The sequence below is a fragment of the Sphaerisporangium rhizosphaerae genome, from assembly GCF_042665155.1.
GTDB lineage: Bacteria > Actinomycetota > Actinomycetes > Streptosporangiales > Streptosporangiaceae > Sphaerisporangium > Sphaerisporangium rhizosphaerae.
Window position 1 is genome coordinate 73,088 of record NZ_JBHTCG010000037.1, and the last position, 14,516, is coordinate 87,603.

General features: G+C 70.8%; 11 protein-coding genes and 1 pseudogene. 5 read left to right on the forward strand and 7 right to left on the reverse strand.

All coding sequences use genetic code 11. The features are described from left to right. Positions 1-5: 5 nt before the first annotated feature. The 4 genes from ACFQSB_RS34650 to ACFQSB_RS34665 form a co-directional block, all read right to left on the reverse strand. On the reverse strand, positions 6-1,508 hold the full coding sequence (locus ACFQSB_RS34650) for a serine/threonine protein kinase (RefSeq protein ID WP_380831091.1): 1,503 nt from the start codon (positions 1,506-1,508) through the stop codon (positions 6-8). Positions 1,509-1,689: 181 nt separating this feature from the next. After that, positions 1,690-3,303, reverse strand: a complete 1,614-nt coding sequence (murJ, locus tag ACFQSB_RS34655) for a murein biosynthesis integral membrane protein MurJ (protein WP_354927630.1) — start codon at positions 3,301-3,303, stop codon at positions 1,690-1,692. Then, complete coding sequence (locus tag ACFQSB_RS34660; RefSeq protein ID WP_380831093.1) at positions 3,300-5,534, reverse strand: DUF6049 family protein; 2,235 nt, start codon at positions 5,532-5,534, stop codon at positions 3,300-3,302. The genes murJ and ACFQSB_RS34660 overlap by 4 nt, the downstream gene beginning before the upstream one ends. A gap of 46 nt (positions 5,535-5,580) precedes the next feature. After that, a complete protein-coding gene (locus tag ACFQSB_RS34665) occupies positions 5,581-6,159 on the reverse strand; it encodes an aminoacyl-tRNA deacylase (protein WP_380831095.1) in 579 nt (192 codons plus the stop codon). Between the two features lie 144 nt (positions 6,160-6,303). On the opposite strand from ACFQSB_RS34665, the gene ACFQSB_RS34670 reads away from it, so the two are divergent. Beyond that, the gene (locus ACFQSB_RS34670; RefSeq protein ID WP_380831097.1) at positions 6,304-7,749 is read left to right on the forward strand and encodes a CCA tRNA nucleotidyltransferase; all 1,446 of its coding nucleotides are present in this window, start codon (positions 6,304-6,306) and stop codon (positions 7,747-7,749) included. Positions 7,750-7,828: 79 nt separating this feature from the next. Beyond that, the gene (locus tag ACFQSB_RS34675; protein WP_380831099.1) at positions 7,829-9,184 is read left to right on the forward strand and encodes an aspartate aminotransferase family protein; all 1,356 of its coding nucleotides are present in this window, start codon (positions 7,829-7,831) and stop codon (positions 9,182-9,184) included. A 49-nt stretch (positions 9,185-9,233) separates the two neighbouring features. Here ACFQSB_RS34675 and ACFQSB_RS34680 read toward each other — a convergent pair whose 3' ends face one another. Continuing rightward, positions 9,234-10,535 carry an MFS transporter gene (locus tag ACFQSB_RS34680; RefSeq protein WP_380831101.1) on the reverse strand — a complete coding sequence of 434 codons (1,302 nt, stop codon included), beginning with the start codon at positions 10,533-10,535 and terminating at the stop codon, positions 9,234-9,236. Between the two features lie 325 nt (positions 10,536-10,860). Between ACFQSB_RS34680 and idi the strand changes: the two genes are divergently transcribed. Further along, the gene (gene idi, locus ACFQSB_RS34685) at positions 10,861-11,460 is read left to right on the forward strand and encodes an isopentenyl-diphosphate Delta-isomerase (RefSeq protein ID WP_354852104.1); all 600 of its coding nucleotides are present in this window, start codon (positions 10,861-10,863) and stop codon (positions 11,458-11,460) included. Positions 11,461-11,574: 114 nt separating this feature from the next. Here the strand turns inward: idi and ACFQSB_RS34690 are convergent, their stop codons facing one another. Beyond that, complete coding sequence (locus tag ACFQSB_RS34690; protein WP_380831103.1) at positions 11,575-12,654, reverse strand: inositol-3-phosphate synthase; 1,080 nt, start codon at positions 12,652-12,654, stop codon at positions 11,575-11,577. A 13-nt stretch (positions 12,655-12,667) separates the two neighbouring features. Next, entirely contained in the window at positions 12,668-13,324 is a 657-nt protein-coding gene (locus ACFQSB_RS34695) for a PadR family transcriptional regulator (RefSeq protein ID WP_354852100.1), read from the reverse strand. 146 nt (positions 13,325-13,470) lie between these two features. Between ACFQSB_RS34695 and ACFQSB_RS34700 the strand changes: the two genes are divergently transcribed. Both ACFQSB_RS34700 and ACFQSB_RS34705 read left to right on the forward strand, forming a co-directional pair. Next, positions 13,471-13,902, forward strand: coding sequence for a DUF5318 family protein (locus ACFQSB_RS34700; protein ID WP_354852098.1), 432 nt, complete (start codon positions 13,471-13,473; stop codon positions 13,900-13,902). A gap of 97 nt (positions 13,903-13,999) precedes the next feature. Further along, positions 14,000-14,516, forward strand: a pseudogene (locus tag ACFQSB_RS34705) (hypothetical protein); the annotation flags it as partial.

The following is a 14,516-nucleotide window of genomic DNA, read 5'->3' on the forward strand; positions in this document are numbered from 1 at the left end:
TCCTGTTATGCCGATCCGGGAGAGTGCACCACTACGTCATAGATGGTGCCACGAAACTTCCCCTCAAAGGCCGGAAGGCGCGTAAACCAGATCAAAACGTACCGGCCGGTCGCCGCCTTCTCCGGTGTGAGGGTCACCGTGCCGGAGACGTTCTCCTGCTTGGCGGCTGTTTTCAGCGCCCCGAGGTCGGCCGAGTCGCCGACCCGCAGCTCGATGCTGGACCCGGGCGTGTCGCCCAGTGAGACCACCACATCGGCGATCGGCGTCGGCTTGCCCAGCTCGACGAGGAGGCCGACGCCCTTCTTCAGCCCGCCGAGTTCGGCGCTGTTGTACTTGTCGGTGTGCCACTCGGTGGAGGGTTTGCCGTCGATGGCCAGGGGGGCCCACTCGGGATGCTCGGAACGGTCGCTGCCCAGCGGGTCGAACCCGTTGGCGCTCGCCGGCCGCACCGTTGTGATCTTGGGCTGGGACGCCTGCGAGGGGGAGGCGGACGCGGAGTGCACCGGAGGGCGCTTGCCGAGGCTCTGCCCCAGGGTCCACGCGCCGACGCCGACCGCCACGATGACCAGCAGGACCACGACCGTGATCACGACGCGCCCCGCGACCCCGCCGGAACGGCGCGGCATGGGCGCCATGGGCGGACGCTGGTGCGCGGTGGTGTGCGACTGGCGGGGCGGCTCGGTGTCGGGCGGGGCCTCCGAGCGCAGGGTCACCGCGGGAGGCGTCGACGAGACCGGCACGGGCGCGGGCCGCGGCACCTCGGCGAGCGCCTCGGCCACCTGGGCCGGGGTCGCCAGCGCGGGCAGCCCCCGCCGCGGCTCCTGCATCAGGGCACGGCAGGTGATCGCGTCGAGGAAGCCGGGGACGCCGGCCGTGACCTGGCGCGGCGTGCAGACCTTGCCGTCGTCCATCGGCGCGGGCGGCAGGTCGACGTCGCCGTCACCCGGCCAGGTTCCCGTCAGCGCGGTGTACAGCAGGCGGCCGAGCCCCTGGGCGTCCTCGCGGGCGGCGCTGTCGCTCTCGATGTCGCTGAGGGAGGCGTCCACGGCCAGTCCGAGCAGCTTGACCGTGCTGCCGGCCGTCCAGATGAGACGGTCGGGGGTCAGGCACAGGTGGGCCAGGCCCGCCTCGTGGGCGTGCGCGACCGCCTCGGCGGCCTCGGCCACCAGCGCGGCGGCCCGCTCGGGCGCCATCGGCCCGGAGGACACCATGTCGGTCAGGGACTCGCCGGTGACCCACTCGCTGACCACGTACGCCTGGCCGTTCTCCTCGGCGGCGTCGAAGACCTGCGTCAGCCGGGGGTCGGTCAGGCGGCTGGCCCTGCGGGCCGCGGTGACGACCTCGGACACGCGGTCGAAGTCGGGGTCCAGCGTGAGGACGCAGACGGGCCGCGCGAGCACCTCGTCGATGGCCTTCCACAACGTGGCGCCACCCGACTCGCTGACGCGGTCTTCCAGGCGGAACCGGTCGGCCAGTCGGCCGCCGGGCTCCACGGCCGGGGCGCTCATGAGGTGATCCTCTCCCTGGTCGCGGGCGATGTCCGTGCGAATGCCCCCACGCCCCTCCTGCTCCTCGTCAGCCGGCGGCACACGATCGTCACCGTGCGCCGGGCACCATCGTAGTCCGGCGCGGGTCTCGTCCGTGTTGCCCTTTGAACACGGGCGAACCGGACTTCCGGGTTACCTATGACTAGCGGCCTACCCGCCCCGCCACAAGTCCAATGATCGAGCTGATCTCGGCGATGCGCATGCGGTGCGAGGTCACCAGGTAGAGCGCCCCGCCGAGCCCACCCCCCGCCACCAGCATGATGGCCGAGCTGAGCGGCGTGACGCCGGCGAACTCCGTGATCGCCCACAACGCGGCCAGCGCGACGACCGCCGCGGGGATGGCGGCGGTGTACATCCGCGAGAGCCCGGAGGCGACGATGCGCCCGCCCAGCCCGCCGCCCACCTTCCGGCTCGCGAGCGTCCAGGCGACCGTCCCGCCGACCACGTACGCCGCGGTGAAGGACGCGGCGAGCCCCATGACGATCAGCCGCGGCGGCAGCGTGAGGTAAAGGATGTAGCTCACCGTCGCGTTGACCGCGAGGTTGCCGGCGGCGACGAGCGCCGGGGTGCGGGTGTCGCCGAAGCTGTAGAACACCCGCAGCAGCAGCTGGTAGATCGAGAACGGCACCAGCGCGAGCCCGAAGACCTGCAGGACGTTGCCCATGTTCACCGCGTCGTCGACCGACGTGCTGCCGTGCCCGAAGATCAGCACCGTCACCGCGGGGCCGAGGACCATCAGCAGCAGCCCGCACGGCACGATCACGCACGACACCAGGCGCACGCCGGAGGCGAACTCCTCGCGGATGGCGCCGTACTCGCCCTCGTGCACGTACCGGCTCATGCGGGGGAGCATCGCGGTGATCACCGAGACCGCGATGATGCCGTAGGGCAGCTGGAAGAGCTGGAAGGCGTAGCTGTAGGAGGCGATGCCGGCGACGTGCTCTTTCCCGGCCTTCGCCGTGGCGCCGGTCGCCAGGTTGGTCGTGACGATGTAGGAAACCTGGTTGAGCAGGACGAACGCGAGCGTCCACACGCCGGCCCGGCCCATCTCGCCCAGCCTGGCGTTGCGCAGGTCGAACCGGGGCACGAACCTGAACCCGGCGCGGTGCACCGAGATCACCAGGACGATCGACTGGATGACGATGCCCGCCGTGGTGCCGAGCCCGAGAAGGGCCAGGTCGGAGCCGGTCACCGCGTGGAGGTTTCCGCCCGCGCGGCTCACGAAGTGGTAGAGCAGGCCGACCCCGATGACCACGACGTTGTTCAGCACGGGCGCCCACATGGGCGCCGCGAACCGATCGCGGGTGTTCAGGATGGCGCCGGCGATCGCGCCGATGCCGAAGAAGGCGATCTGCGGCAGGATGTAGCGCGCCAGCGTGGTGGCGACCTCGGCGTCGAGCGCCGGCAGGTCGGTGGTCAGCAGCCCGATCAGCAGCGGCGCGCACAGCACGCCCACCACCGCGATCACCACCAGGGCGAGCGTGGCCACGGTCATCAGCCGCTGCTCGTAGGCGCGCCCGCCGTCGGCGTCGTGCTTCTGCGCCTTGACGATCATAGGGACGATGACGCTGCTGAGCACGCCGCCGATGAGCAGGTCGAACAGGATGAACGGGATCGTGTACGCGATGTTGTAGGCGTCGCCCAGGGCGGCGACGCCGATGGCCGAGGCGAGCACCGCCGTGCGCACGAAGCCGGTCAGGCGGGACACCATGGTGCCCGCGGCCATGATCGCGCTGGCGCGCAACATCCGGCTCATGAAGGCCCCTCTCGCTGCTGTGCCGGTTCGGGTACGGACTGGGGCCGGCCGCGTATGGCGCCCCGCGTCCTGGCCGCCTTGCGTGAGCGGCGCCGCAGGACGCGCAGCAGCACCGCGGCGAGCATCACGGCCACGGCCGCGCCCACGATCACCAGCGCGATGGCGGCGTACCCCGTGGTGCGCACCGAGACCTCGACCGGAGCGCCGTAGCGGATGCCGTCGGCGGTGGTGAGCTGCACCTTCACCGTCGTGTCGCCGCCGTTGCCGTTGACGGTCATCGGGATGTCGATCGGCCGCGTCTTGCCGGGACTGATCGTCACCGGCGACTCGTAGGGGCCGATGGTGAGCAGCTTGCGGTCGCCGGAGGTGATCCGCACGCCGACGGTGACCTCCTGGTCGCCGAGGTCGTTGCGGATGCTGATCGGCACGGTGCCGTTCTTGCCGGCGAGCGTGCGCCCTTCGCGGCCGGTGATCGAGACGGCGTCGGTGCGGGTGGTCACGGCCGCGTCGAGCTGCTTGAGCAACGGCCCGGCCGCGCCGGCGCGGCCGCGCCAGGCCGTCGAGGCGGCGCGGAGCACGGCGGTGTCGAAGACCCTGCGGTGGTCGGCGCTGACCGTGGCGGTCAGCTCGGCCCGCCTGCTGAGCTTTCTGACCCCGCCGATGTAGGCCCGGCTCAGCTCGGCCTGGCGGTCCTTGTCGGTGTAGACGAGGTCGGTGCGGGGGATCGCGGTGTCGGCCGAGGGCTTCACCGAGCCCAGGGAGACGGGCTTGAGCCAGGGCGCCGAGGCCGCCGTCTTGAGCAGCGCGGTGACGAAAGCCGGGTCGGGATTCCACCGGCGCGGCGGCGCCGCGACGACCGCGCGCGACTCGGTGGGGCGCTCGGCGCTGATCATCGCGGTCTCGGCGAGGAAGCGCTGGGTGGTGAGGGCCGTCACGCCCGGCCCGGAGGTGCCGGTCGTCGCGACCAGCCCGCTCAGCACGGGGTCGGCCAGCAGCACGCGCACCGGCCGCTTGACGGTGTCCACCGTGGCGGCGGAGTCGGGGGTGTAGGTGACGGGGGTGCTCGGGGGGAGCGCCGAGGCGTTCAGCAGCACCGTGCGCACGTCGCCGACGGCCAGGACGTCCAGCGCGTCGCGGTCGATCACCCCGGCCGCCGGCCAGTTCACGGCGGTGGTGACGTCCTTGCCGAGCGCCTCGGTGGCGACGGCGGCGCCCTGCTTGAGCGCGGTGCCGGTGAGGGTGTCCATTCCGTGGTGGTTGACCGCGGTGATGTCCGGATCGGCGTAGGGAAGGGCGGACACGGGGGCGTCCTGCAAGGCGGTGCGCAGCCGCTGGAGCCATTGCGATGTGGTCTGGTCGCCCGGCCGGCTCTCGGCCTTGTCGCCGGACTTGAGGGTGTACTCCTTGGCCATGGCCTGGGCGTCGTCGAGCACCGCCGGGTCGACGAACCAGGTCACGCCCTTGGCGGAGGTCTCGGCCAGCTTGAGGATCTTGCCCAGGCGGCCGTTGTCGGCCACGGCGTCGTGCAGGGCGTCGTCCACGAAGGTGGCGTCGTCGCCGCGGTGGGGCTGGTCGGCGAGGGGGAGCGCCCAGGAGATCTTCGTGCGGGCGACCTGCTGGCCGGCGGGGGCGTAGGGCAGGAACGTGCGCTGCGCGGCGAGCGGCCGCCCGGCCGCGTCGATGATCTGGATGGTGAGGGGATAGACGCCGAAGCGGAATATGCCGAGCTTCGCCGGGGTGGTGGCGAACTCGAAGGGGACCTTCTGCGAGGCCACCAGCTGGCCGACCACCAGGGACTCGCGGGTGGAGTCCAGCATGGGGCCGCCGTCGGCGAACGCCTGCATCTCGGCGCGGGTGGCGAACGGCTGGCGGGAGAAGCGCAGTTGGAGCGTGAGGGAGTTGAGGGTGGTGCCGCCGGTGTTGGCGACGGCCCCGGAGATCTTCAGTTCGGTGGTGGAATCGCGGGGCGCCTGGGGCGTGATCGAGTTGACCACGATCTGGGTCTCCTGCCGGCCCGACGTCGAGGCGTCAGCCTGGCGGACCCGGGCCGTGGTCTGCGCGTCGGCCGCGAGGCCCCGGGGCGCGGTCGCGGCGTGGGCGGGGCGTGCCTGGGGCGCGGCGGCGACCTGTGCGGCTCCCGCCCCGGCCGGACCGGCCGAGGCACCGGCGACGGCCGCCGGCGTGAGGAACGCGGCGGTCAGCGCGACGATCAGGGCGGCTCCGCGGGTCACGTGCCGGCCAGGGGTGGAGTTGGGCGCACGCCCAGAATGGTATGGCCTAAAGCAGAGCGGGCGGCGATTCGCAGCGGGGGGCGCCCCTCACCGGCCGCACCTCGCGCGTGCCCGGCATGCGCACCGTCCTGTGCCGGGGGGACTCCAGGTCGACGTGCTTGCCTCGCGTGAGAGACAGCAGGTCAAGGACCCTCAGACGCAGTGCCGTGCGCCGTTCGCCGGTCGGGGTGTAGACCAGGGCGTCGGGGTCGCCGTGCTCGGCCAGGCGCTCGTCGATCAGCACGGTGAGGTCGTCCGGGAGCAGCAGGGGTGACACGCTTGTCGCGGCGTAGTCGGTGGCGGAGTTCACCAGGAAGGCGGGCGCGGGACGCACCCGGCGGGCGCCGAGCAGGGCCCCGACGGCTCCCGGCCGCGGAGGCGAGGCGACCGTGGTGACCACGGCCACGGGCTCGCGCTGGTTGCGGGTGGTGACCTCGTAGACCGTCACCCGAATGCACGAAGCGGGGTCGACGTGGAGAATGGCGGGGAGGTCGTCGGCGCATGTCAAGGCGCGGGGAAGCCGTACGATCTCATGGTGGATCTGGTGGGACAGGAGCCGGCGGTGGATCGCGAGGGCGTCTTTCATCTCTCGTGCTCCTTGTCTTGTCCGGGTGCCCCCGACAGACCTACGACCGACCGTAACCTGGTGATCGCTCGGGGTGTATCCCCGGGTGGGTTACACCAGGGCTAGCTCGGAGATCTGCTTCCGTAACCGAAGGACCTACCCAGCTTGTCCGTCTCAAATCTGAGCGTTAGTCAGCAGAGGGCCGTGATCGACCTATTTCGGCGGATCGCCCCGATCGCCGATGAGCTCGGCGACCTGTTCGCCGCGCACCGGCACGAGCTCGCCGTCGTCGGCGGCTCGGTTCGCGACGTCTTCCTCGGCCGCATCGGCAACGACCTCGACCTGACCACCGACGCGCGCCCAGAGCGGGTGCTGGAAATCGTCAAAGACTGGGCCGACTCCATCTGGACCATCGGCATCGACTTCGGCACGGTCGGCGTCCGCAAGGGCAACTGGGTCCTGGAGATCACGACCTACCGCAGCGAGTCCTACGACCCCAAGTCGCGCAAGCCCGAGGTCGTCTACGGCGACACCCTCGAAGCCGACCTGGAGCGCCGTGACTTCGCGGTCAACGCCATGGCCGTGCGGCTCCCCGGGCACGAGTTCGTCGACCCGTACGGCGGCCTGTCCGACCTGTCCGCCAAGGTGATGCGCACCCCGGGCACGCCCGAGCAGTCCTTCGACGACGATCCGCTGAGGATGCTCAGGGCCGCCCGCTTCGCCTCCCAGCTCGGCTTCACCGTCGACCCCGCCGTGGTCGCCGCCATGACCTCGATGGCCGACCGCATCGAGATCGTGTCCGCCGAGCGCATCCGCGACGAGCTCGACAAGCTGCTCTGCGGCGACGACCCGCGATCCGGCCTCGGGCTCCTGGTCGACACCGGCCTGGCGGCCCACGTCCTGCCCGAGCTGCCCAAGCTGCGGCTCGAGATCGACGAGCACCACCGCCACAAGGACGTCTACGAGCACACCCTCATCGTCCTCGAGCAGGCCATCGCCCTGGAGACCGCCGGGCCCGACCGCGTCCTGCGGTGGGCGGCCCTGCTGCACGACATCGGCAAGCCCAAGACGCGGCGGTACGAGGAGGCCGGACGGGTCTCCTTCCACCACCACGAGGTCGTGGGCGCCCAGATGGTCAAGAAGCGCCTCGGCGAGCTGCGCTTCCCCAAGGACGTCGTCGCCGACGTCTCCCAGCTGGTCGAACTGCACCTGCGCTTCCACGGCTACGGCACCGGCGAGTGGACCGACTCCGCCGTGCGCCGGTACGTCCGCGACGCCGGCCACCTGCTGGAGCGGCTGCACAAGCTCACCCGCGCCGACTGCACCACCCGCAACAAGCGCAAGGCGCAAGCCCTGTCGCGCACCTACGACGACCTGGAAGTGCGCATAGCCCGCCTCGCCGACGAGGAGGAGCTGGCCAAGATGCGGCCCGAGCTGGACGGCAACGAGATCCAGCAGGTCCTCGGCGTCGGCCCGGGCCCCGTGGTCGGCAAGGCGTACAAGTTCCTGCTGGACATGCGCCTCGACCAGGGGATCGTCGGCAAGGACGCCGCCCGGGAAGCCCTCCTGACCTGGGCCCGCGACCAGGACCTCCTCCCCGGCTCGGCCTGACCGTCCTGGGAGGGCCCTGCTCGCCGATCTCGGTGGACGGGTTGCCGAGGCGGAGGCGGGCCCCGATTAGGGTGGCGGGATGGACGCCGAGAAGCTGCGCGAGCTCGACCGCAGGCACCTGTGGCACCCGTACACCGCCGCGGCCGCGGCGGTGGCGGCGCACCCGGTGACCAGGGCCGAGGGCGTCCGGCTGACGCTCGCCGACGGCCGTGAGCTCATCGACGGGATGTCGTCCTGGTGGTCGGCGATCCACGGGTACGGGCACCCTCGGCTGGACGCGGCGGTACGCGACCAGCTCGGCGATATGGCGCATGTGATGTTCGGCGGCCTCACCCACGAGCCGGCCGTCCGCCTGGCGCGGCGCCTGGCCGAGATGACCGGCCTCCCCAAGGTCTTCCTCGCCGACTCCGGGTCGGTGGCCGTCGAGGTCGCGATCAAGATGGCCGTGCAGGCCACCGGTAAAAGCCGCCTGCTCACCGTGAAGGGCGGGTACCACGGCGACACCTTCGGGGCGATGTCGGTCTGCGATCCGGTGAACGGCATGCACCACCTGTTCGGCGGCGTCCTTCCCGCCCACGTCTTCGCCGATCGTCCCCCCGCCGACTACGGCCTGCGCCCCGGAGCCCCCTCGGCCTCGGCGTCTCGCCGCCGGCCGGCCGGACCGGAGATCTCCGGCGGATCGTCGGAGCCGGCGATCCCAGGCGTCTCGGCCGAACCGGCGATCCCCGACGAGGCCTATCTGCGCCATCTCGACGTGATGGTCGCACAGCACGCCGGTGAGCTGGCGGCGATCATCGTCGAGCCGGTGGTGCAGGGCGCGGGCGGCATGCGGTTCTACCATCCCGCCTACCTGCGCAGGCTGCGGGAGCTGGCCGACGAGCACGGCATCCTGCTCATCGCCGACGAGATCGCGACCGCCTTCGGACGCACGGGCGAGATGTTCGGCTGCGACCACGCGGGCGTCCGGCCGGACATCATGTGCGTGGGCAAGGCCCTGACCGGCGGCTACCTGACCATGGCCGCCGCCCTGTGCACCGAGGAGGTGGCCGAGCGCATCGGGGTGCTCATGCACGGTCCGACCTTCATGGCCAACCCGCTGGCCGCGGCGGTCGCCGACGCCTCCCTCACCCTGCTGGGCGAACGGCCCTGGCAGGAGGAGGTCAAGCGCATCGAGGCCGCGCTCGCCGAGGGCCTGGCCCCCGCCGCGGGCGCTCCCGGCGTCCGGGACGTCCGCGTCCTGGGGGCGATCGGCGTGGTCGAGACCGCCGAGCCGGTGGACGTGGAGAAGATGCAGAATGTCGTGATGGCGCACGGCGTCTGGCTGCGCCCCTTCGGCAGCCTCCTCTACACCATGCCGCCCTACTGCACCGGCCCCGGCGACCTCGCCGCGATCACGGGGGCGATGACGGCCGCCGTGGCCACGCTGAGCCCCTGATCCACGCTCGGCCGAACGGGGCCGGGTGGCACCGGCGTGCGACGGAGGTTCAGCGAGCGGCCTGCTGCGGCTGGGCGGGGCGGGTGGTGACGCCGACGACCAGCCGGTAGACCACGGCGCTGGCGACGTACCCGACGGAGGCGATCAGCAGGACCGTGTACGACTTGCCGTTGGCCGGCAGGAAGAGCGCGGCGGCCGCGGCGGCGGCGACCAGCATGCCGTTGAAGAGCATGTCGTAGATGGAGAAGACCCGCCCGAGATAGGCGTCCTCGACGTCGCGCTGCACGATCGTGTCGGTGCAGATCTTCACGCTCTGCCCCGTCACGCCGAGGACGAAGCCCATGGCCACGAAGCCGATCTCCTGGAACGGCAGGCAGAGCGCCAGCATCAGCACTCCTCCGGTGGCCAGCATGATCGGGATCCATGCCTCGGGGCGGAAGCGCTCGGTGGCCCACGGTGTGATGAGCGCGGCCATGAAGAAGCCGGCGCCGGAGCTCGCCAGCACGCCGGTGACCTCGTTCAGGCCGGCCTCGACGTCGGAGGTGAAGTAGTACCGGTAGAGCATCACGGTCATGACGATCGTCAGGCCGTACAGGAACCGGTGGGCGGCCATGCTGCCCAGCGCGGCCGCCGGAGCCCGCAGATGCACCACGTGGCGCGCACCGTCGATCAGGCCGCTCATGACGTGACGCACCGCCTGGCGGGCCTGCGGCAGGTTCGGGTCGAACGAGGGGCCGAGCAGATCCCTGTGCATGGTGGAGGCGATGAGGGCGCTCATTCCGAACACCACGCCCGAGACGATCAGCAGGCCGGCGGTGCCGCTGTGCTCGGGGCCGAAGGCCAGCCGGAGCAGATAGCCCGCGCCCGCGCCGACGAACGTGGCGACCGTGCCCGACGTCGGAGTGACGGCGTTGGCCAGCAGCAGGCGTTCCTCCTCGACCACGTGCGGAAGCGACGCGCTCAGCGCGGACAGGAAGAAGCGGTTGACGCCGAGCACCGCGAGGGCCGCCGCGTAGAAGCACCAGTCGGGGGTGCCCAGCGCCACGAGCAGCGCGGCCCCCAGGAGCAGCACGCCGCGGACGATCGGGGCGATGACCAGGATCTGCCGCCGTGACCAGCGGTCGATGAAGACCCCGGCGAAGGGCCCGAGCACGGAGTAGGGCAGCAGCAGCACCGCGAACGCGATGGCGGCCTCGGCGGCGCTCGTCTGCTTCTCAGGGGTGAAGAAGGCATAGCCGGCCACGGCGAACTGGAAGACGCCGTCCGAGAACTGCGAGACCAGGCGGGTGGCGTAGAGACGTCTGAAGTCCCGGCCTCGAAGGACGGCACGGAGGTCGGAGACGAATGACACGCGGGCCAGCCTACTGGGCACGTGTCGTGGAACACATCGGGAACAACCCTGATTCGGCCCCAACAGGTGATGAACCATCCCGGTCGATCCGGCCGCGGGAGCCGGTGCCGTCGCCTCCTCGGCCGACGGCCCACTGTGTCCGCGGTTCCGGTACCACGTGCGAGGTGGAGACAGGATTCCGGCGGATCCGCTTGGCGTCAGGTAGATGCTTGGCCCACCGGGAATGACGAATCATCACCTGGGTGTGACCGTTTTCCGGCCCGGCCGCCGTGAGAGCACTTCAGCGCAGTCCGTCTACCCGACATGATCACGTACCCTCGGTCACGTGACCCATGACGAACATGTCGTGCTTGTGAACGCGCGGGGTGAAGCGGTCGGCACCGCCGCCAAGACGGTCGTGCACGGGGCCGACACCCCGCTGCATCTGGCGTTCTCGTGCTATGTGTTCGACGGCGAGGGACGGGTCCTGCTCACCCGGCGCGCTTCGCACAAACGCACCTGGCCCGGAGTGTGGACCAACAGCTGTTGCGGACACCCGCTGCCCGGGGAGCCGCTGGCCGAGGCGGTCGGGCGCAGACTGTCCCACGAGCTCGGCCTGAAGGCCGACGACGTCGAGCTGATGCTCCCCGGTTTCGCCTACCGCGCGGTGATGCGGGACGGAACGGTGGAGAACGAGATGTGCCCGGTCTACCGGGCCGTGGTGTCCGCCGAGCCGTCTCCGAACCCCGAGGAGGTCGGCGACGCCCGCTGGATGCCGTGGAAGGAGTTCACCGACGACGTCATGTGCGGCCTGCTGGCGATCTCACCGTGGTGCGGGGAACAGGTGCCGCTGCTGGCGGCCCTCGGCTCCGACCCTTATACCTGGCCCACCGCCGACCCCGCCGACCTGCCGCCCGCCGCCCGCGTCCCGTCCTCAGGGACCTGACGCACCTGCTCACGCAAGGCGCCCGAGATGCGGAAGGCGCCCATGGTTTCACGTGGAACCATGGGCGCCTTCTGTTTCGGCGAAGCCGGGCCAGGCCCGGAAGAGGCTTCGTGGTCAGCGCTCGACTTCGCCGCGGATGAACTTTTCAACGGCGTCGCGCGCGTCGTCGTCGGAGTACTGCTCCGGCGGCGACTTCATGAAGTAGGACGACGCCGACAGAATGGGGCCGCCGATGCCGCGGTCCATGGCGATCTTGGCGGCACGGACGGCGTCGATGATGACGCCGGCGGAGTTCGGGGAGTCCCACACCTCGAGCTTGTACTCCAGGTTCAGCGGGGTGTCGCCGAAGGAGCGGCCCTCCAGGCGGACGTAGGCCCACTTGCGGTCGTCCAGCCACGGCACGTGGTCGGAGGGGCCGATGTGGACGTCGGCCTTCGCCATCTCGTGCGGGATCTGCGAGGTGACCGACTGCGTCTTGGAGATCTTCTTGGACTGGAGGCGCTTGCGCTCCAGCATGTTCATGAAGTCCATGTTGCCGCCGAAGTTGAGCTGGTAGGTGCGCAGCAGCTCGACCCCGCGGTCTTCGAAGAGCTTGGCCATGACGCGGTGGGTGATGGTGGCGCCGACCTGGGACTTGATGTCGTCGCCGACGATGGGGAGGCCGGCGTCGGTGAACTTCTGCGCCCAGACCGGGTCGGAGGCGATGAAGACCGGCAGCGCGTTGACGAAGCCGACGCCCGCGTCGATGGCGCACTGCGCGTAGTAGCGGTCGGCATCCTCCGAGCCCACGGGGAGATAGGAGACAAGGACGTCCGCCTTGGCGGCCTTGAGCGCGGCGACCACGTCGACCGGCTGCTCGTCCGACTCCTCGATCATCTCGAGGTAGTACTCCCCAAGACCGTCATATGTGGGGCCACGCTGCACGGTGACGCCGGTCGGCGGCACGTCGCAGATCTTGATGGTGTTGTTCTCCGAGGCGACGATCGCCTCGGACAGGTCGCGCCCGACCTTCTTGGCGTCGACGTCGAAGGCGGCCACGAACTGGACGTCACCGACGTGGTAGTCACCGAACTGGACATGCATCAGACCGGGCACCCGGACGCCGGGATCGGCGTCCCGGTAGTAATGCACGCCCTGGACCAGCGCTGCGGCACAGTTGCCGACACCGACGATGGCTACGCGCACGGAACCCATGGCACTCGCTCCTTTACTCGTTCGTCTCATCAGGAACGGGCTCGGCGTCCTGCGCCTGTGCCCTGTCCGCTCTTGCCCGGACGGCTTGCGCTCGTTCGGTATCGATCAACTCGTTCAGCCAGCGCACCTCGCGCTCGACCGATTCCAAGCCGTGGCGCTGTAATTCCAAGGTGTAGCTGTCGAGCCGCTCGCGCGTGCGGGCGAGAGCGGTGCGCACCCCGTCGAGCCGCTCTTCGAGGCGGCTTCTGCGGCCTTCGAGGATGCGCAGCCGGACCTCGGCCTCGGTGTGGCGGAAGAAGGCGAAGTGGACGCCGAAGCTCTCGTCCTCCCAGGAGGACGGGCCCGCCTGGGTGAGCAGCTCATGGAGCCGCTCCTTGCCTTCGGCCGTCAGCTTGTACACGATCTTCGACCGGCGCCCGGTGAGCGGCAGGCCGCTGTCGAGCGCGGTCTGCGACCCGGTGCCGGCGGCGGTCTCCTCCGGCGTCTCCTCGGCGATCAGCCCGTTCGCGAGCAGCTGCCGCAGGCAGGGATAGAGCGAACCGTAGGAGAACGCACGGAACATGCCGAGCAGGGCGTTGAGCCGTTTGCGCAGCTCGTAGCCGTGCAAGGGCGTCTCGTGGAGCGAGCCGAGCACGGCCAGTTCCAGCACTCCGCCTTTGCCGACCGCCACTGGAACCGCCCCCTCTCGCAGCGATGTGTCCCGTCGATGTATCGAGCCGATACATCCCGAGGATACGTCGCGTCGGCATACTGCGCAATCAAGAAATCCGTCAAGCGGTTGGGCGGAATAGATAAAAAAGTCGTAGTCTGACGCTCATGTGGTCACAGCGAGGGGTCGTGGACTACGGCCTCGCGAAGCGAGCGACGATCCTGTCGCTTCGCTCCGGCCGCACGGCCAGGCGTGATGTGTGCGATGCGCATCCCTACCTCTTGCGTGCCGCTCGGTACCACGGTGAGCCGACGGAGCGCGTCTGCCCCATCTGTGAGCACCGGAACGTGACCCATGTCACATACGTGTACGGTGACGCGCTGGGTCGCAGCGCAGGGCGCGTAAAGGCCACGTCAGACCTTGTTCAGATGGCCCGCGAATACGAGGAATTCCGGGTCTACGTTGTCGAGGTCTGCCAAGGTTGCTCATGGAATCACCTGACGGTTTCCTTCGTCCTGGGCAATGGCGGGCCACCGGGCAGCTCGGACACCATGCGACAGATCGACTCCGACTCAGGCGGGGACCCCGCGGAGACGTAGCCCTACGCAGTCGAGTTCCCCCCGGGAGGCACGTTCTCCGCCTGCCGCAGACAGACGTCGAAGACCTCCAGATCGCCAGATGACCCAACGAGGACGCGTGAGTTACAGCAGCTATGGCCCAGAGCCGACCGGTCGCCCCGAGCAAGCCGAGGGCGCCGGTGGATCAGCTCGTCCCGGGCGGCGCCGTCGCTCTCCGCAAGGGGACGCGCCCGCCGGTGGATACCCCGCGCCGCGGTCGGCGCCCGCGTACGACCAGGGCTCCGCGCCCGCGTACGACCAGGGCTCGGCTCGGCGCGCGGCGCCGCAGCAGAATCCCGACGCCGGGTGGGACACCCGGTCGTCGCCGGGACGCTCCGGCGCGGCGCCCCGTCCCCGCCCGGCCGCCGCGGACCCGCGTGCCCGGGCCGGCGACCCGCGCAGGGGTCCCGCCGACCCGCGGTCGCGCCGCTCCGAGGCGGCCTTCGAGGACACCCAGTCGATGCAGGAGGTCGCCGCGGCCGGTTCGGCGGCGCCGCGGCGCGAGCCGTCCGGCGCCGAGACGGTCGTGAGCCGCGACGCGGGGCCCCGGCGCTCCCGCAGGGCGCAGGGTGGTCCCGCCCGCGCCGGCGCGGGCG